Annotated in this window: 16 protein-coding genes and 1 pseudogene; 10 read left to right on the top strand and 7 right to left on the bottom strand. The window is 33.9% G+C overall.

Features of this window, described 5'->3' with window-relative positions:
- Window positions 1-115: 115 nt before the first annotated feature.
- From MKY90_RS27575 to MKY90_RS27565, 3 genes are all read right to left on the bottom strand, one after another.
- On the bottom strand, window positions 116-478 hold the full coding sequence (locus tag MKY90_RS27575) for a DUF2304 domain-containing protein (protein WP_341093166.1): 363 nt from the start codon (window positions 476-478) through the stop codon (window positions 116-118).
- Window positions 479-484: 6 nt separating this feature from the next.
- Window positions 485-1,213 (bottom strand): glycosyltransferase family 2 protein, encoded by a 729-nt coding sequence (locus MKY90_RS27570; protein ID WP_002068620.1) that lies wholly within the window; start codon window positions 1,211-1,213, stop codon window positions 485-487.
- Between the two features lie 192 nt (window positions 1,214-1,405).
- The gene (locus MKY90_RS27565; protein ID WP_002068622.1) at window positions 1,406-1,918 is read right to left on the bottom strand and encodes an acyl-CoA thioesterase; all 513 of its coding nucleotides are present in this window, start codon (window positions 1,916-1,918) and stop codon (window positions 1,406-1,408) included.
- A 366-nt stretch (window positions 1,919-2,284) separates the two neighbouring features.
- Here MKY90_RS27565 and MKY90_RS27560 point away from each other — a divergent pair, with 366 nt between their 5' ends.
- Entirely contained in the window at window positions 2,285-3,598 is a 1,314-nt protein-coding gene (locus MKY90_RS27560) for an ArnT family glycosyltransferase (RefSeq protein ID WP_063219259.1), read from the top strand.
- Between the two features lie 91 nt (window positions 3,599-3,689).
- Here MKY90_RS27560 and MKY90_RS30500 read toward each other — a convergent pair whose 3' ends face one another.
- The 3 genes and pseudogenes from MKY90_RS30500 to MKY90_RS27550 form a co-directional block, all read right to left on the bottom strand.
- Window positions 3,690-4,496 carry a methyl-accepting chemotaxis protein gene (locus MKY90_RS30500; protein ID WP_370458378.1) on the bottom strand — a complete coding sequence of 269 codons (807 nt, stop codon included), beginning with the start codon at window positions 4,494-4,496 and terminating at the stop codon, window positions 3,690-3,692.
- A pseudogene (locus MKY90_RS30495) lies at window positions 4,494-4,871 on the bottom strand (protoglobin family protein); the annotation flags it as partial. The gene MKY90_RS30500 and the pseudogene MKY90_RS30495, both read right to left, overlap by 3 nt.
- A gap of 241 nt (window positions 4,872-5,112) precedes the next feature.
- On the bottom strand, window positions 5,113-5,745 hold the full coding sequence (locus MKY90_RS27550; protein ID WP_002016412.1) for a trimeric intracellular cation channel family protein: 633 nt from the start codon (window positions 5,743-5,745) through the stop codon (window positions 5,113-5,115).
- Between the two features lie 495 nt (window positions 5,746-6,240).
- On the opposite strand from MKY90_RS27550, the gene MKY90_RS27545 reads away from it, so the two are divergent.
- The 8 genes from MKY90_RS27545 (at window position 6,241) to MKY90_RS27510 (ending at window position 15,536) form a co-directional block, all read left to right on the top strand.
- Window positions 6,241-7,692 carry an O-antigen ligase family protein gene (locus MKY90_RS27545; protein WP_012262070.1) on the top strand — a complete coding sequence of 484 codons (1,452 nt, stop codon included), beginning with the start codon at window positions 6,241-6,243 and terminating at the stop codon, window positions 7,690-7,692.
- Between the two features lie 96 nt (window positions 7,693-7,788).
- Window positions 7,789-8,898, top strand: coding sequence for a glycosyltransferase family 4 protein (locus MKY90_RS27540; RefSeq protein ID WP_002089874.1), 1,110 nt, complete (start codon window positions 7,789-7,791; stop codon window positions 8,896-8,898).
- A gap of 21 nt (window positions 8,899-8,919) precedes the next feature.
- Window positions 8,920-9,660 (top strand): WecB/TagA/CpsF family glycosyltransferase, encoded by a 741-nt coding sequence (locus tag MKY90_RS27535; protein ID WP_002016406.1) that lies wholly within the window; start codon window positions 8,920-8,922, stop codon window positions 9,658-9,660.
- 154 nt (window positions 9,661-9,814) lie between these two features.
- Window positions 9,815-11,014 (top strand): MFS transporter, encoded by a 1,200-nt coding sequence (locus tag MKY90_RS27530; RefSeq protein WP_002016404.1) that lies wholly within the window; start codon window positions 9,815-9,817, stop codon window positions 11,012-11,014.
- Between the two features lie 208 nt (window positions 11,015-11,222).
- Window positions 11,223-11,939: a LytR/AlgR family response regulator transcription factor gene (locus MKY90_RS27525; RefSeq protein WP_002089871.1), complete on the top strand. Its 717-nt coding sequence runs from the start codon at window positions 11,223-11,225 to the stop codon at window positions 11,937-11,939.
- A gap of 122 nt (window positions 11,940-12,061) precedes the next feature.
- Window positions 12,062-14,137 (top strand): carbon starvation protein CstA, encoded by a 2,076-nt coding sequence (gene cstA, locus MKY90_RS27520; protein ID WP_002089870.1) that lies wholly within the window; start codon window positions 12,062-12,064, stop codon window positions 14,135-14,137.
- Window positions 14,130-14,333 carry a YbdD/YjiX family protein gene (locus MKY90_RS27515; protein WP_002130134.1) on the top strand — a complete coding sequence of 68 codons (204 nt, stop codon included), beginning with the start codon at window positions 14,130-14,132 and terminating at the stop codon, window positions 14,331-14,333. The genes cstA and MKY90_RS27515 overlap by 8 nt, the downstream gene beginning before the upstream one ends.
- 147 nt (window positions 14,334-14,480) lie before the next feature.
- Window positions 14,481-15,536, top strand: coding sequence for a diguanylate cyclase (locus tag MKY90_RS27510; RefSeq protein ID WP_060750544.1), 1,056 nt, complete (start codon window positions 14,481-14,483; stop codon window positions 15,534-15,536).
- A 97-nt stretch (window positions 15,537-15,633) separates the two neighbouring features.
- Here the strand turns inward: MKY90_RS27510 and pdxK are convergent, their stop codons facing one another.
- Window positions 15,634-16,458 carry a pyridoxine/pyridoxal/pyridoxamine kinase gene (gene pdxK, locus MKY90_RS27505; protein ID WP_002016397.1) on the bottom strand — a complete coding sequence of 275 codons (825 nt, stop codon included), beginning with the start codon at window positions 16,456-16,458 and terminating at the stop codon, window positions 15,634-15,636.
- A gap of 134 nt (window positions 16,459-16,592) precedes the next feature.
- Here pdxK and MKY90_RS27500 point away from each other — a divergent pair, with 134 nt between their 5' ends.
- Window positions 16,593-18,164 (top strand): GAF domain-containing sensor histidine kinase, encoded by a 1,572-nt coding sequence (locus tag MKY90_RS27500; RefSeq protein ID WP_341093162.1) that lies wholly within the window; start codon window positions 16,593-16,595, stop codon window positions 18,162-18,164.
- The last annotated feature ends 18 nt before the right edge of the window (window positions 18,165-18,182 follow it).

Here is an 18,182-nt window from a genome sequence, read left to right as displayed (position 1 = left end):
GAAAAAATTGTATGAAAGTTATATAATTCGATTGGATTTATAAAAATATTTTATCTAAGAGATATATTTAAAAAAATGACCTGCTTTCTATTTTTAGAAAGCAGGTCATTTTTAATTATGCATCGTGTAAAGGATCATTTTGTTCTTTATTATTTAATTTTTGTTTTAGCAGTGCATAATCTTGTGTCAATGTTACAAGTTGGTGATGCTGCTTAGAAACCTTGCGGGTTAAATCAAAAATTAAAATAAAGCAGAATAAAAGTCCGAATAGGAATAAAACAGATGGTGGGTATTCTACGTGTAATAGCTTCCCAATCCAATTTATGATTTTATCTGTAGAACTTAGAACCGCCATCGCGATACAAACAAAAATCCACAAGATCGAATATTTTGTGTCTAAAGCACCACGACGTATGGAGTTAATAATCAAGAAAAATAACAATAGGATAAAGATAAATGAAAAGGTAATTATAGGCATATATTATCAACCTTTCACAATTTTTTGCATTAATATAGCTAAACTTACTTTAATCATGTAATATGCAGATTTTAAAGGTGTAATAGAAGATTGTCCACCCTGTCTTTCTTGCATATTAACTGATATTTCCTTAATGCGAAGGTTTTTCTTTTTTAAGTGAATGAGAACTTCGGGCTCTGGATAATCTTTCGGATAGTTGTGCGCGAAAATTTTAATGACTTCCCGATTGATAGCACGGTATCCAGATGTTGGATCCATAAAAGTTTGTTTCGTTAGTAATTTTAATAAAGCGGTAAAGTAAAATATTCCAATTCGTCTTGAAAGACTGCCTTTATATGCAGTTTTTTCTGTAAATCGAGATCCTAGCACCATATCACATTGATTTTCAGCGATAGGTTGGATAATTTTGTATAAATCTTCAGGATTGTGTTGTCCATCAGCATCAAATTGAATAGCGATATCATAATCATTCTCATAAGCATATTTATAGCCGGTTTGTACAGCTGATCCTATACCTAAATTATAGGGTAGGTTTACAAGATGGACTGGGAATTTTGTTACAATCTTGGCAGTTTTATCGTGTGAACCATCATTAATTACACAAATATCTAACGTTGAAAAGTGTTCTTTTAGTTCTAAAAGTCTTGTTAATGTATCTGCAATCGCTTCTTCTTCGTTATAAGCGGGAATAATAATTAAAGTTTTAGGTATTACAATGGGTACCTCAACAGACATATTGCACCATCCTTTATACATTAATAGGCAGTATCATTTTTAGTAAGCCTTATATACTATAACACTAATAGTATAGCAAAATAAAGGACAATTTAGTGGCTCATTGTCAATAAGGATTATGTGTATCTTAATTCAAGGTAAATTAAAAAACACAGGCAAACATATGGGTATGTTTACCTGTGCTAAGTACAATTAAATATTCCAAGGCTTACTTAAAGTTAACACTTCAGCCATTTCTTTACTTTTTAAACGTCCTTTTTTTCTATTTTCTGCACGCTCTGAACCAGTTGTATGTAGCCAATGTTCTTCCTCTGTTTCAGGGATTACTTGTGGTACAGATGAAGGTTTTCCGTCTTTTAATGCGACAAATGTAATGAAACACGTTGCGGCCATTCTACGCTCGCCTGCTAGTAGATCCTCTGCAATTACTTTTACGAAAACTTCCATTGAAGATTTTCCTGTATAACATACGAATGCTTCATAACAAACAGAATCTGCTTGGTGAATTGGAGTTAAAAAATCAACGGAATCGATAGATGCTGTTACGCAATGTTTGCGGCTGTGTCTCGCAGCTGCAATTGAAGCTATACTATCAATTTCTGCTAATAATTTCCCACCGAAAAGTGTTTGGTGATTATTTAAATCGTTAGGAAAAACACGTGTTGTTTTAATTGCTTTTGATTCTCGCATGAATTTCTTTTCCATATATTCATCCCCTATTTTCTGTTTTCAATCAGAGTGACATGTGTAAGTGGAGTACCCATATTAGATATTTAATGAAGTAAAGTGTTCCAAAAGAGGATTATCCCACTATTTGCGGGCTAATAGTCAGTGGGGGATGAACAAAACCCCCGTGGATTAAAGTTTCACTTTATTGAAATTTCTGTATTTGTATTCATGTAACTGAAAGAAAATTTATCATATATAAAATGTAGTGTAAAAGAGGATTCGCTTACATTGCAAGTGAAAAAGTAATGACTATGTATTTGTCATAGAAATTCCCTATTAACCTTGTGCTTATTCATGATAGAATCGTTTTGTTATGAATGGAAATAGAGGTGCAATGGACATATGAATCATATAAGAACAAATTTTTCGTCTTTCTTCAGTAAAATAATGATTGGTGCGATGCTCGCATTTTTTGCCTATAGTTGTTGGTCGGCTTTTGAAACAAGTAAGCAATTTTTTGGAGGAAGTACAACAAGTATAACAATTGTATTAGTGATTTTTGTTATTCTTATTTTGTTAGTAGCATCAATTTTGCAATATCGTTTTACAGATAAACAATTTCTTGTTTTTCTTATAAGCATATCTACAGTTGTAAGACTTATCACAGTTCTATTTGTAGATGTTCCAATGATAGGTGATATGAAAGCTATGTATGAGTCTGCAAAGCAGATTGCAATTGGCAATAATATAGAAAATATAGCACAGTTACCTTTTATTATTTATGAATCGATCATCATTCGTATATTTGGTGATACGGTATTCGCTTTACAATTATTTAATATTTTATTTTGTACAGGAACTGCATTTTTCATTTATCGCATTGCGTCAATGGTCTTTGGAGAAGAGTGTGGTCGTATTGCATCAATGTTTTACGCTTTATATATTCCAAATATATTTATGAGTTCTGTATTAACGGCGGAATCACTCGCAATATTTTTATTTTATTGTGCTTGTTACATATTTTTATATAAGGGATTAGACCATCCTTATATGTGGGTAATTTCAGCCATTTTATTTGCGCTTAGCAATATGATTTTCCCAATGGGGTTATTTTTACCTATTTTTATAGTTGTATATGTGCTGTTAATTGAATTATTTCAATCAGCAACGAAACAAAAATTACTATTAAAAGTGATGGGAATACTTATTCTGTTTTATAGTACTCATTTTGGTGTGAGCTATGGTATCAAGATGATGGGAATGTCACAGTATACGATTTCTAATCAGACTTATGTTCAATCTGTTTTAATTGGAAAAAGTCAAAATGAAGAAAAAATATCCAAAAATAAAAGTGTAAAAGAGCACATTGATCAAGAGTTAACAGAAATGGAAGTAGAAAGATTTAAACTGTTAAAACCAGTTATTAACCAGCTTTCAGACGAGGGAATAAATTCTATTATTTTTAAATGTGAAAAGCTTATATATATAGTGGTGACATTATTTATGGCCATAGCTTTATTACATTTTCTAATTAAGAAACAGCAAAATGAAGGATATATGTTGTTTGTATTATTAATTACCGGATACGTGTCGTTAAGGCTCTTCCGAGTAGATATGGCATATTATAATATTATTATGCCAGCTTTGTTTATTTTACAAAGCTTTGGTGTTTATATGAGTTATTTTTACTGCCAAAAAATATTTTTCAGAAAATAAAAGAATCCATTTTGGATTCTTTTTTTGTAGATGGATGATAAGGATGAATGTAAAGCGGAGATGACGAATCTCCACTTTATATCGATTCGTCTTATCGGTTTAGTTCTAGTTGTAAATTATCCGCTGTTAAGGCCATTGTTGAGGAATCGTCTTGAATACTCTTCATTACTTGTGAGATAGTCTCTAATTCATTTTCAATTTTTTTATTTTGTTCTTTAGAGTTAGACATATCTTTTACGATTTCTTGGAAATATTGATCTGTCGCATGCATACTATCTGTCCCTTCAGATACGAGAGAGCTTATTTGTTCCACGGAAGAAGAGACGTGTATAATTTGTTCATTAGTTTTTTCAACGAGTTTTGTAACGTTGGAAATTGATTCTTTCGTTTGCTCTGATAACTTTCGGATTTCTCCCGCTACGACTGAAAAACCTTTACCAAATTCGCCAGCACGTGCAGATTCAATAGCAGCATTTAATGCTAGTAAATTTGTTTGCTCGGCGATTGATTTTACAATATCAATGATTTCGTTAATTTTGTTAGAAATATCAAGAAGTTCATGAGTATCAGTAATGATAGTTTCCATATTCGTTTGGATGCTTTCCATTCGTTTGTTTTGCAGATTTAATTGTTCTTTTCCTTTATTGGCCTTTTCTTCTGATGTCGTAGCTAATGATGTACCTGTTTTTGCAATTCCTACGATACTTTCTGATTTAGATGTTAACTGTTGAATAGAAGAGCTTGTTTTTTCAGATACTGCCGCTAGTTCTGTTGCAATATGTGTAATCGTCATAGTTGTCAGTTCTTTTTCTTTTTCATGTTCTTTTTGGATTCTTTCATATTCGGATTCATAAGCTGCAATAACAAGTTCTTGTTCTAATGTGAATAATTTATTTATTACGTTTATAGAATAAGAAAAATCTTCTATCGTTGAAATTTTCGTTTGCAAAATCTTTATGACGGAGCGGAATAATTCTTGATAAGCAGCGGTATACCATTTTCTATGTAAACCAATTTGTACGTGCCTTTTTGCAATTTTAACACGTTGTTCAATAAAATCTTCATTCATATTCCCGCTGAACAATTCTTTAATATGTGTCTTTAAAGTTTGTTTTAATTTGGGAATAGAGCTGTAGCGTTCAATAACAGCAATTAAATTAGGTTGTTTTGTGATGTTGGTGTAGAATTTTTCTGTTATCCAATCTATTTCCTCAAAAATAAATGACTGTAATATTTTAACAATTTGTAAATCTTCCTTTGAAATATGTAGCATATCCATTTGAGTTTTTAGTTCAGAATTAGCAGGCACGTTAAATATGATTTGTTGGCCTTTGCTTAATTCAATTATACTGGTGTTTGTTTTATTTTTTTTAAAAACCCCAAGCATCATTCTTCCCCCTGTTTATAAAACGTTTTCATTTTTTTGTTCTAATGTAATTATATATTTTTATATACAATTACTCTATAGTATATGGAATTGTATATAAATTAAGAGAATTCTATGTAGAATTCTCTTAATGGCCTTTATTAATTTTTGCATGTGTTTTAAAGAAAACTGGGAAATGTACATTATATATTACGGTGACTACACGAATAACGAATGTTATTAATAAACAGACATAGAAAGCTAATATGTGTGCCCCCATTGCATGTGTAATTAAGAAACTAACTGCTCCTAGAATAGAAGCAATTGCATATATCTCTTTTCGGAATACATACGGGATATCTTGAGCGCAAATGTCACGTAAAATACCGCCCCCAATACCTGTAATAACTCCCATTGAAACGACTAAAAACGAGGCGTCAACGTGATGTGACATTGCTGCATTTGCACCAATAGCTGTAAATACCCCTAAACCAACAGCATCAGAAAGCATAATAACGACTTGAAGTTTATTAATGCGCTCAAAAAACATACATGTGAATAATGCTGATAGTACACTTACGAAAAAGTAAATGGGTTTTACAAATGCGACAGGAGGCAGGTTACCAATCATAATATCACGAATAATACCGCCGCCGAGCGCAGTAGCTACAGCTAAACAAAGGACACCAAATAAATCTAGATCTTTTTTTAAACCAACTAATGTACCAGAAATGGCAGCGGCGATAATGCCAAGAAACGTAAATATATCGATTAATAACATGGCTTTAATTCCTTCCTCTTAAAGATGTTCCAGAGAAAAAATATACACTAAAGTTTTGGAAATAACAATTACTTTTCGCTACATGTAGAAAAATGGATGAAATAGCTAAAGAAAGCGTTTGAAAATGCTTGATAAGTAGCAATAAAGTAAAGCGAAAAAGTGTGGAAAGATTAATAGTATAGTTTTTTGATGTAGCTTAGTTGGAGGGATGGTACAATAAGATAAGTCCGATTTGTACATTTGTATAAAGTGATAAATGAATATTTATGTACGGTCGAAAATAAGTGCATATGTGTTAGATAGTTTTTATAGGGAGAGGGAAGGATAGCTAAAGGACAATGTTTTCGGTTACTAATAATGCTGGACTTGACTAGTTTCGGCATGAAAAATAGTTCTCAATTTAAATATGAGTTATGTTATAATTGCTAGGTGTGTTTAAACAGTAGAAAACTATGATTAAAAGATAATGTGAAGATTTTGTATGGAGGTCTTGGAATGTTAGCAAATCAAGCTAGGGTTAGATTTGAGCATTTTTTGCTCTTTTTTATTATTTTACAGCCTGTTTTAGATTTATTAACGTCTCTTAGCATTGAGTTATTAAAAGTAAATGCGACAGTTGGAATTATGGTGAGATTCCTCATTATGGCAATGGGCGGTATCTATATTTTAATTCAGGCAAAAGAAAGAGAAAATAGGAAGTTTTTGATTTATCTTGTATTACTAGGAGCTGCATTAGGAATAGGGTTTATTAATAACAAGTTAATCAAGAGTCCTATTGTACTCGCAGAAGAAGTTAAATTCATTGGAAAAGCATTGTATATATATATTATGCTTGGTTCATACATTTTAGCTTTAAAATCACTAAAGAAAACAGTAAATATTAGCGATAAAGTTAGAAATAACATTATGTATTCAACATTAATTATTAGTGCTGTTATGGTTATTTCTATTACGACAGGTACAGATTTCGGTAGTTATGAATGGATGAAAGTTGGTTCCCGAGGATGGTTCTATGCAGGTAATGAACTAGGGTCAATCTTAGCTATTATTTTCCCTATCGTGGTACTATATTCTATTCAAAAAACAAAGAGCGTGAAAAACGTTTTATATTGGATTCCATCGCTTTTAATGATTTACTCGTTAATTCAAGTTGGTACGAAAGTAGGGATGGGCTCAATTGGTGCTACGTTAGCGGCAGCAATCGGGATTATCGTACTACAATTATTATTTGATAGAAGAAATCCAAACAAAAGGTCTCTTGTACTTAATGGATTAATCGCTATTGTCCTATTAGCTGGTGTTGTCGGAACGTTTAAAATGACGCCATTAGCACAAAATATGGGTATTCATAACAACTATTTATCAGAACAAAATGTAGCGCAGCAAGGTCAAAAAGAAAAAGAAATTAAAGAGAAAATTAAAAAAGAAGAAAAACAACATAAAGTTGAGAAACCAGAAGAAAAGGCGAAGGTAGAAGCGGAAGTTAAGAAAGAGCTTGAGAAAGAGCAAAAGAAAGAAAATCAAGAAAATCTTATTTTCAGCGGACGTCAAGTATATGAAGAGAGACATAAGCAATTCTTTAAAGAAGCGCCAACGTCACAAAAATTATTAGGAATGGGTTATGCAGGTAACTTTAAGTATAATGAACAAAAGCAACCAGATCCGAAGTTAATTGAAATGGACTTCCATGATTGGTTTTATGATTTCGGAATTATTGGTTTTGCGTTAATGATGATTCCATTTATTTATTACGGCGTAAGAATCCTACTAGCATTTGTTACAAGATTTAAAGAGATATTTAATATAAAATATGGAATGATTACAGCAAGCTTAGTATTAGCATTAGGTATTGCATATATTGCAGGACATATTTTGACAGCACCAGGAGTCGGGATTTACTTTGTAGTGTTGTTAGCTTATCTAATCGTAGATCTAGAAATTGAATGATAAAAATAAAAGCTAACTTTTGTTAGCTTTTATTTTTTAGTACAGTAAAATAAAGATAGATGGAAATGTAGCGAGGATTTAAAGGAGGAAAAAAATATGAGGATATTGCATATGAATGCAGGAGCAGAAGATGGTGGAGGAAAAACACATATTATTTCACTGCTCGATCAGTTTCCGGATGGTGAAGTAGAATTAGCAGTATTTGAAGATGGAATTGTTGCGAAAGAAGCAAGAGAGCTAGGAATAAAAGTTCATGTGTTTTCACAAAAATCTCGCTATGATTTATCCATTTTAAAGAACATAAGTGAATTCATTAATAAAGAAAAATTTGATGTAGTTCATACACACGGTCCTAGGGCGAATTTCTTTGTTTCTCTAATGAAGAAGAAATTCGCAGCAAAATGGGTTACGACAATTCATAGTGATCCATTTCAAGACTTTACTAAACAAGGCTTAAAAGGCTGGATTTTTACTAAATTAAATTTGAAAGCTTTAAAAAATATAGATTTATTTTTTGTTGTAACGAATAGGTTGAAAAAAAGCTTAGCCGCATTAGGTATTTCAAATGAAAAGATGCATGTTATCTATAACGGGATTGAATATGATCAGGAAAAAGCAGATGGCTATAATAAAAAGGAAATGTTTAATATTGATGAAGATGTGTTTACGGCAATCCAAGTAGCGCGTTTGCATCCTGTTAAAGGACATGAAGTTTTATTCGATGCGTTACAACAAACAAAATTGGAGAAAATTAAAGTGTTATTAGTTGGTGACGGGCCGTTAGAAAGAGAACTAAAGGCGTTAGCTACTGAAAAAGGGATTAATGATAAAGTTGAATTTTTAGGGCATCGTCAAGATGTGAAACAATTATTTGCTTCATCACATGTCAATTTGTTAACTTCCCATAGCGAAGGATTTCCATTAGTTTTATTAGAAGCGGCAAATCAACGTGTACCATCAATTGTGACTAGAGCTGGAGAAATCGAACCGTTAATTGCAGATGAAACTTATGGGTGGATTGTACCAACTGGTGATGGAAAAGCATTGGCATCGGCATTAGAAGAGGCGTATGATAAGTGGAAAACTGGAGAGTTATCAGTAATGGGCAAGCATATTTATGAGCATGCTACTATGAACTTCTCACTTCAAAAATTATATGAAGATACGAAAGAAACATATAAGCAATTAATAGCAAAAAACCTTTAATGATAGAGAGGATAGTTAATTATGGCAGTACAAACGGTTGATATTCTAGGTGTTCCTTTCTCTACAATGACAATGGATGAAACGGTCCAATATTTAAAGGAACAACTAGAATTGGAGCAAACTCATACTTTTCAGGTAGTAACAGCAAATCCTGAAATTGTTATGTGTGCAAAAAAGGATGAAGAGTTCCATAAAACATTACTAAATACCGATTTAATTACACCTGATGGTATTGGGGTTGTAAAAGCAAGTGGTATGCTTGGTACACCTGTAAAAGAACGTGTAGCAGGTTTTGATTTAATGTGTAATTTATTTGCGAAGTTATCAGAAGAGAATAAACCAGTATCTGTTTTCTTATTAGGTGCAAAACCACATGTTGTACAAGCCGCGGCTGATCATTTAACGAAGACATATTCGGCTGCATCTATCGTGGGGATACAAGATGGATATTTTAAACAAGAAGAAGAAGAGAATATTGTTTCACGTATTCAAGAGGCAAAACCAGATCTATTACTTGTTGCACTTGGCTTTCCAAGACAAGAAAACTTTATCCAAAACAATAAGCATCGTTTAGAAACGAAAATGGCTGTTGGAGTAGGCGGTAGTTTAGATGTGTGGGCTGGAGAGGTAAAGCGTGCGCCAAAATGGATTCAATCTATTCATTTAGAGTGGTTTTACAGATTATGTAGTAATCCAACACGTTGGCGTCGTCAGTTAGTATTAGCTGAATTTTTAAAAGAAGTAATGCGTTCAAAAAAGTAGCGGAACATCGCTACTTTTTTTATTTGTTTATTTTTGATAAACATTTTACTTTTTGGGAATGATGAAGGGGAATTTTTTATAAGAAAGTATTTTACTTATGCAATACACACATGTAAAATGATGTGTAAAGACAGCTGTGTAAGGAGGACTTCTTGTGAGCAAGGTAAAAGAAATTTCGAAGCGAAAGCTACTTGGTATAGCAGGGCTTGGCTGGCTATTTGATGCAATGGATGTTGGAATGCTTTCATTTGTAATCGTAGCACTCCAAAAAGATTGGGGATTAAGTACTCAAGAAATGGGTTGGATAGGTAGCGTTAATTCAATTGGTATGGCAGTAGGAGCGCTCCTTTTTGGGATACTATCAGATAAAATAGGACGGAAATCAGTCTTTATTATTACATTATTACTATTTTCTATCGGTAGTGGTTTAACTGCTTTAACGACGACATTCGCGATGTTCCTCGTTTTACGCTTTTTAATTGGTATGGGACTTGGCGGGGAACTTCCAGTTGCATCTACTCTTGTATCAGAAAGTGTTGAAGCGCACGAACGTGGAAAAATAGTTGTACTATTAGAAAGCTTTTGGGCTGGTGGTTGGTTAATCGCAGCTCTTATCTCATATTTTGTTATTCCTAAATACGGTTGGGAAGTTGCTATGGTATTAAGTGCAGTTCCAGCGTTATATGCTTTATATTTAAGATGGAATTTACCCGATTCTCCAAGGTTCCAAAAGGTTGCAAAAAGGCCATCTGTTATTGAAAATATAAAATCGGTTTGGTCTGGAGAATATCGTAAAGCAACAATTATGTTATGGATTCTATGGTTTTGTGTGGTCTTTTCCTATTATGGAATGTTCCTTTGGTTACCTAGTGTAATGGTACTGAAAGGCTTTAGTTTAATAAAAAGTTTTCAGTACGTACTGATTATGACTTTAGCTCAACTCCCAGGATATTTCACAGCTGCATGGTTTATTGAACGTCTTGGTCGTAAATTTGTATTGGTTACGTATTTAATTGGTACAGCATGTAGTGCTTATGTGTTCGGAATTGCGGATTCATTAACAGCATTAATAGTGGCGGGTATGTTACTATCCTTCTTTAATTTAGGTGCTTGGGGTGCATTATACGCTTATACACCGGAACAGTATCCAACAACTATTCGCGGTACAGGTGCAGGAATGGCAGCTGCATTTGGGCGTATTGGTGGTATTCTTGGACCACTATTAGTAGGGTATTTAGTTGCTTCACAAGCTTCATTATCGCTAATATTTACGATTTTCTGTGGATCAATTTTAATAGGGGCACTTGCTGTAGTTATACTTGGTCAAGAAACAAAACAGAGGGAATTAGTATAAAGAGAAACCTTAATCAGTGGTGTTTTGTCCATCAACCACTGATTATTAGCCCGCACCAATCGGGATAAAAGAAAAGGGGAACCAAAGTGGTTTCCTTTTTTCTGTTTTTTTAGATAAATAATGGTATAGTAAGAAAAAGGGAATGTTTCTTACTAAAGCGAATGTATACAACAAGACATATGGACAAAGGAATTAGGTGGCTGGATAAATGAAAATCTTACTTATCATGGAAGAAACAGAAGAGCGAAGAAAATTAGTTGAGAACTTTACTGAAAACATTCGAAATGTAGAATGTTTTGAAGCGAAAACTGGAACAGAATCTTTGCTAATAATGAAAAAACATACACCTGATTTTGTTTTTTTAAATTCGCAATTAATGGATGGTACTGGTTTTGAATATTCGAGTTTGTTACGAGAAGTGAATTGTTATACGAAATTTATTTTTATTGGTGAGGATATAGAAGAGGCAATTACAGCTTTTCGTTTCCAAGCGTTTTATTATTTATTACGACCATTTCGTGAAGAAGATTTACAATTTATTTTATATAAAATGGGAAAAGAACAAGGTGAGAAAGCAAAGAGTCATCTGCGTAAACTGCCGATAGAAGGCCATGAGGGGATTAGATATATTCTCCCGGAGGATATTGTATATATTAGTAAAAATAAGGAAAACAAAACCGTTTCAATTTATACAACGAATAATCAGTATATTTCAACATACACACTTCAGGAATTAGAAAATAAACTAAATGCATATGATTTTTTACGTGTACATAAAAGCTATTTAATTAATATGTCATATGTACAAGAACTTAAACCTTATTATAATGGCACGTATAATTTGCATTTAGACAGGTACGATGAGCAACCGATTCCAGTAAGCCGTAATTATGTAAAACGGCTTCGAAATAAAATTGAGCTATGACAAGTAATGAGAGAATTTTAACATAATAGCCTAGAAATCCTTCATGATAAGGAGGATTTAAATTAAATATTCAGAAAATTTAGTACAATCTCCTCTAAGAAGTAGTAATGGGGGGATTGTACGTGAAAACATTGAAATCAATTTTACTTTGGGGAGTTATTGCAGCGGTAGGAGCATCTGCTTTTGGTGTAATAGCTTTATCACAAGGTGAGACAATTAATGCTGTATGGCTATTAGTTGCTGCTGTATCAGTGTATGCGATTGCTTATCGCTTTTATAGTAGATTTATAGCAAGGAAAGTTTTTGGCCTAGATAATAATAGGCAAACGCCTGCTCATACGTTAAATGATGGGAAGGATTATGTTCCAACAAATAAATGGGTTTTATTTGGACATCACTTCGCTGCGATTGCAGGGGCAGGTCCTTTAGTAGGACCAATTTTGGCGGCGCAGATGGGGTATTTACCTGGGACTATTTGGATTATTGTTGGGGTAGTTATTGCCGGAGCTGTACAAGATTTTGTAATTTTATTTGCTTCAATGAGACGTAATGGTAAATCATTAGGAGAAATGATTAAAGATGAAATTGGTCCTGTTACAGGATTAATTGCGATGATTGGTATTTTAGGTATTATGATCATTTTATTAGCAGTATTAGCTTTAGTAGTTGTGAAGGCACTTGTTGGAAGCCCATGGGGAATGTTTACAATCGCAGCAACAATTCCAATTGCTATTTTAATGGGAGTTTACATGCGTTACATTAGACCAGGGCGAGTAGGGGAAGGATCAGTAATCGGTATTGTTCTACTAGTCCTATCGCTTATTGGTGGACAGTATGTAGCAGAAAATCCAACACTTGCAAGTATGTTTACTTTTAGTGGTGAAACAATTGCTATTATGCTTATCGTATATGGATTCATTGCATCGGCATTACCAGTTTGGATGCTCCTTGCACCACGTGATTATTTAAGTACATTTTTAAAAATAGGAACGATACTTGGATTAGCAATTGGTATTTTAATTGTAGCTCCAGATTTGAAGATGCCGGCAGTATCTAAGTTTATTGATGGAACAGGCCCTGTCTTCTCCGGGAATTTATTTCCGTTCTTATTTATTACAATAGCTTGCGGTGCTGTCTCTGGATTCCACGCTCTCGTTTCATCAGGTACGACGCCGAAAATGATTGAGCAAGAAGGTCATGCACAGCCAATTGGTTATGGGGCAATGTTAATGGAATCATTTGTAGCAGCGATGGCTATGATTGCAGCTTGTGTATTAACACCAGGAACTTATTTTGCAATTAATAGTCCAGCAGCACTGATCGGAACAGATGTATCACAAGCGGCTCAAGTTATTTCTTCGTGGGGATTTGCTATTACACCGAATGAATTAAAAGAACTTGCTGTTAACGTCGGGGAACAGACCATTTTATCACGTACAGGTGGCGCACCAACATTAGCAATTGGTATGGCACATATATTTTCACAAGTAATAGGTGGAACGGCGATGATGGCATTTTGGTACCATTTTGCCATTCTTTTTGAAGCACTATTTATTTTAACAACGATTGATGCTGGAACACGTGTAGGACGATTTATGATTCAAGATATTTTAGGGCATGTGTACAAGCCGTTTGCGAAAACAGATTCCACAATAGCGAATGTGGTCGCTACAACGTTATGCGTATTAGGCTGGGGGTACTTCTTATATCAAGGGGTGGTTGACCCTCTTGGTGGAATTAATACGCTATGGCCACTTTTCGGTATTGCAAATCAAATGTTAGCGGGGATTGCATTATTACTTGGAACGACAATTTTATTCAAAATGGGGAAAAAGGCATACGTTTGGGTAACGCTTATTCCGACTATAGGATTACTTATTGTAACGATGACAGCTGGTTATCAAAAGTTATTTCATGAAAATCCTAAAATAGGATTTCTATCACATGCGAAAGTATTTCAGGGAGCATTAGATGATGGTAAGGTATTAGCTCCAGCTAAAAATGTTGCGCAAATGAAACAAATTATTTTTAATGACTATATTGATGCGGCACTTTGTGGAATTTTTATGATAGTTGTAATTGCTGTATTAATTTCTGCACTTCGAATTTGGATTCAAGTATTAAGAAATAAGCCAATGCCGTTAAAAGAGGCACCATATATTCCAAAAGATGAAAGTGAGTCGAGGAACTATGCTTAAAAATTTACGGAACGTATGGGGAAAGAGAAAGCAATTTATTAGTTTACTTGTCGGAGTTCCAAGTTATGAAACGTATGTAAATCACATGAAAATAAATCATCCAGAAGAGAAAATTCTATGTCAAAAGCAATTTTTTGCTGAGGCACAAGAAGCTAGATTTAATGCAAAAGGCGGAAAGATATCGCGATGTTGTTAATGGAGGAGACGAAATTTCGTCTCCTTTTTTGTTTTACTGTTCCACGTGGAACAGTAAAACAAAAAAGATTGGGAATTATAGGGATTACGTAATACAATAGCATATAGAAAGGGATAGATGAAAAAGAAAAAGTAGGGAGATTATTTTATGTTCAGAGATCTATTTGTAAATATGACAATTATTCTGTCCTTTATCTTTGTTGGTGCTCAGCTTTTAAGAGATAAGCCATTAAAAGAAGGATTCTCTTTTTGGCAGAAATGTTTGGTCGGTATTTTAACTGGAATATTGAGTATATTGTTGATGCATTTTGGTGTGCATATTGAAGATATTATGTTGGATTTACGTTATTTAGCTGTTGTTTTGGCAATTATAATTGGTGGCCCGATAGCTAGTAGTATAACTGTTATGATTATTTTAATAACGCGGGTATTTTTTACCGAGTATTCTTTAGCCTCTGAATTAGCTTGCTATACTATCGTGGCAATAGGGATTGGCATTACTCTCATTTGGCGGATGAAGATTTCTATATTTACAAAATGGATATGGTTTAATGTGTACAGTTTGTCTATTTTAATACTACCACTTTATATTTTATTTAAGGATATATATGTAGTGGTATTATATTTAATTTGTTGTATTGTAGCGGCATACATCACATTTGTAAGTGCAAGTTACATATTGCAATCCAATGAATTATTTCAAACGATGAAGCATTATGCAACGATAGATGCATTAACGAATCTAGGAAATGTAAGACAGTTTGATTTTGAGATGAATCGTCATATTGATAGTAAGCATATGAAAAATGATTCACTTTGTTTATTACTTATCGATATTGATCACTTTAAGTATGTAAATGATACGTACGGTCATCCTGCTGGAGATGAAGTGTTAAAACAACTAGGGCGTATTTTGTTAGAGAATGCGCCATTCCCAAATTTAGTCTTTCGAAAAGGTGGCGAAGAGTTTGCTCTGTTGTTACCAAAAAAGAGAGTAGCATTTGGAACTCGTATAGGGGAACAAATTCGACTAGCAGTTGAAAAGCATTCATTTCAACTGCAAAATGGGGAAAAAATTAAAATTACAGTTTCTGTTGGGCTTTCAGAATATAAAAAATCACCTGAGCAATTTATTCAATCAGCGGATGATGCGTTATATTATTCAAAAAGAAATGGTAGAAACAAGGTTAGTTCAGCATCATAGGAATTCGGGGAGTACTTTAAAACATTTTTGCAAAACATACTAAAACCGACAGAACAATGAATGCTCTGTCGGTTTTAGTATGTTTTTTAATTTATTATTAGACAAGTTCTTTCGGTGCAACGAATTTGCGGTATGCACCGTGATGTGTTGGTCCTACATATTCGTTAATCTTAAATGAATGACGAATTGCAGCTGTGATGAATTCTTTCGCAGTTTTTACCGCTTCTTTCACAGTTTTTCCTTTTGCAAGTTCTGCTGTAATTGCAGCGGAATATGTACAACCTGCACCGTGTGTATTTGTCGTATCAATCTTTTCTGATTCTAGAAGATCGAATGTTTCTCCGTCATATAATACATCAATAGCAGTTTCTGTGCCTAGTTTGCTACCACCTTTAATCAGTACGTATTTAGCACCTAAAGCATGGATTTTTTTTGCAGCTTCTTTCATGTCCTCAAGAGAATTAATTTTCACACCACTTAATTGATATGCTTCAAATAAGTTTGGCGTTACGACTAATGCCTTTGGAACAAGAACGTCACGTAAGCAGTCATTTGTTTCAGGATGTAACGCTTCATCCGCTCCTTTACATACCATAACAGGATCAACTACTACATTTTCGAAATTGTGCTTTTCAATTGTTTCCGCAACCATTTCGATAATTTCTACTGATCCAAGCATACCCGTTTTTAAAGCATCTACGCCAACGCCTTCAATTGTCGTTTCTAATTGTGGTTTTAATGTAGAAGCTGGGATTGGGAATACGTTATGTGCCCAACCATTATGTGGATCCATCGTTACGATTGTCGTAAGAGATGTCATTCCGTATACACCAAGTTCTTGGAATGTTTTTAAATCTGCTTGTATACCAGCGCCGCCACTTGTGTCAGAACCAGCGATAGTAAGTGCCTTATTCAATGTCATTATGAAAGCCCCCTCAAGTGATATAATGAAAACTATGTTTTCACCATTATATCAATGTTACGAATAAGTACAAAGTGAAAAGTAGATGATTTATGTTAAGTACTATTTAAAATCTTGTATGTAGGAGACGAATTATGTTTCAAGAGAATCGTACAAATGAATTAGTTATATTAAAAGAGATTGCAGAAACGTTGAATACCTCAAATGATACATATCACGTACTTCAAGCTGTGCTGGAAAAGCTGTTGAATGTAACTGGTTTAACGACAGGATGGATTTTCCTTGCGGATGAAAATGGTAGATATACAAAATTAATTGATTACCAATTACCAGAGGGATTGAAATTCGAAAATAAACGACCGATGTGTGAGGGGAATTGCTGGTGCTTACATCGCTTTGTGGAAGGAAAGCTAGAGCGAGCAGTTAATATTATTGAATGTAAGAGAATTAATAATGCGATTGAATACAACTGGGGAGATACAGAAGGGATTGTACATCATGCGACAGTACCGCTAAAAGCGGGAGAAGATGAATTTGGCGTGTTAAATGTAGCTAGCCCAGGTAAAACGCATTTTTCGGAAGAAGAATTAGTACTATTACAATCAATTGCCTTTCAAATTGGAACGGCATTAAAGCGTACAAAACTGTATGAAAATGAAAAGAGAAGAGCTCATTATTATGTAAAGTTAGAACGCTTTATTCAAGCTTTAAGGACAATTCATAAATTTAATGCATTACCAGAAGAGATTGTAATGCAAATAGGGAGCTTATTTCTATGGGAGCAAGTTGTATTCTTTATTAGAGAAGAAAATGAACTAGCTGTGAGAGCTTCTTATAAGAAAGGTGAACTACAAGATGATTTGAGGGCAGTAGCACAGGAAGCGTTGGAAAAAGAAGAGTCTGTCTTGTTGAAGCGTCAGGTTGGTAATATAGAGCATCCCAATAGGACAGTTATCGCTATTCCGATACATATTCAAGATCATATATTTGGAGTATTAAGTGTAAGTTCTAATAATGGAGAATTTGATATAAATACGATAGATGTAGTACAAGCGTTAGCAAATCATATTTCATTAATGATAGAGAACTTAAGATTAAATGAAAAACGCCGCGAACTTGTACGAATGGAAGAGCGTAATCGTTTAGCTAGAGATTTACATGATTCTGTTTCACAAAAGTTGTTTTCATTAACGTTTATGACGAAAGGCGCTGAAGCTGTCTTAAAGGGTCAAAATGAAAAGGTAGATCAGTCTTTGTATGAGATGCGTGAATTAGCACAAGGTGCCTTAAAAGAAATGAGGACATTAATTTGGCAGCTCCGTCCGGCTGGATTAGAGAAAGGGTTATTACCAGCTTTAAAGCAATATGGTGAAAGTTTAGGATTGAAAATTCGGGAACAAGTTACAGGTGTACGTGATTTGCCGCGTGTAGTAGAAGAAGCGCTATGGCGAATTGGACAAGAAGCTTTAAATAACGTAAGTAAGCATGCGAATGTAAGAGAAGCGACGATTTATTTCAAAGTGACGGAGAAAAATGTATCATTAGAAATAGTCGATCAAGGAAATGGGTTTGTAGAAAAGGATATAAAAGAGAAGAAATCACTCGGTATGACTACGATGCGTGAAAGAGTAGAATTAGTTGGTGGAACAATTAAAATTGTAAGTAGTAAGAAACGAACGAGTATAAAAGTAAATGTACCATTATGATGTGAAAATGAGGGAAGT

Origin of the sequence: Bacillus sp. FSL P2-0099 (assembly GCF_038007445.1) — a bacterium.
GTDB lineage: Bacteria > Bacillota > Bacilli > Bacillales > Bacillaceae_G > Bacillus_A > Bacillus_A mycoides.
Note: the sequence above shows the minus strand (reverse complement) of the source record. Positions and strands in the feature narration are given on the sequence as shown.

Coding starts and splice junctions, on each gene's coding strand:
- MKY90_RS27540 (WP_002089874.1), top strand. CDS start 7,789: ATGAGGATATTGCATATGAATGCAGGAGCAGAAGATGGTGGAGGAAAA.
- MKY90_RS27570 (WP_002068620.1), bottom strand. CDS start 1,213: ATGTCTGTTGAGGTACCCATTGTAATACCTAAAACTTTAATTATTATT.
- MKY90_RS27565 (WP_002068622.1), bottom strand. CDS start 1,918: ATGGAAAAGAAATTCATGCGAGAATCAAAAGCAATTAAAACAACACGT.
- MKY90_RS27525 (WP_002089871.1), top strand. CDS start 11,223: ATGAAAATCTTACTTATCATGGAAGAAACAGAAGAGCGAAGAAAATTA.
- MKY90_RS27510 (WP_060750544.1), top strand. CDS start 14,481: ATGTTCAGAGATCTATTTGTAAATATGACAATTATTCTGTCCTTTATC.
- pdxK (WP_002016397.1), bottom strand. CDS start 16,458: ATGACATTGAATAAGGCACTTACTATCGCTGGTTCTGACACAAGTGGC.
- MKY90_RS27545 (WP_012262070.1), top strand. CDS start 6,241: ATGTTAGCAAATCAAGCTAGGGTTAGATTTGAGCATTTTTTGCTCTTT.
- MKY90_RS27560 (WP_063219259.1), top strand. CDS start 2,285: ATGAATCATATAAGAACAAATTTTTCGTCTTTCTTCAGTAAAATAATG.
- MKY90_RS27550 (WP_002016412.1), bottom strand. CDS start 5,745: ATGTTATTAATCGATATATTTACGTTTCTTGGCATTATCGCCGCTGCC.
- MKY90_RS27575 (WP_341093166.1), bottom strand. CDS start 478: ATGCCTATAATTACCTTTTCATTTATCTTTATCCTATTGTTATTTTTC.
- MKY90_RS27515 (WP_002130134.1), top strand. CDS start 14,130: ATGCTTAAAAATTTACGGAACGTATGGGGAAAGAGAAAGCAATTTATT.
- MKY90_RS27500 (WP_341093162.1), top strand. CDS start 16,593: ATGTTTCAAGAGAATCGTACAAATGAATTAGTTATATTAAAAGAGATT.
- MKY90_RS27535 (WP_002016406.1), top strand. CDS start 8,920: ATGGCAGTACAAACGGTTGATATTCTAGGTGTTCCTTTCTCTACAATG.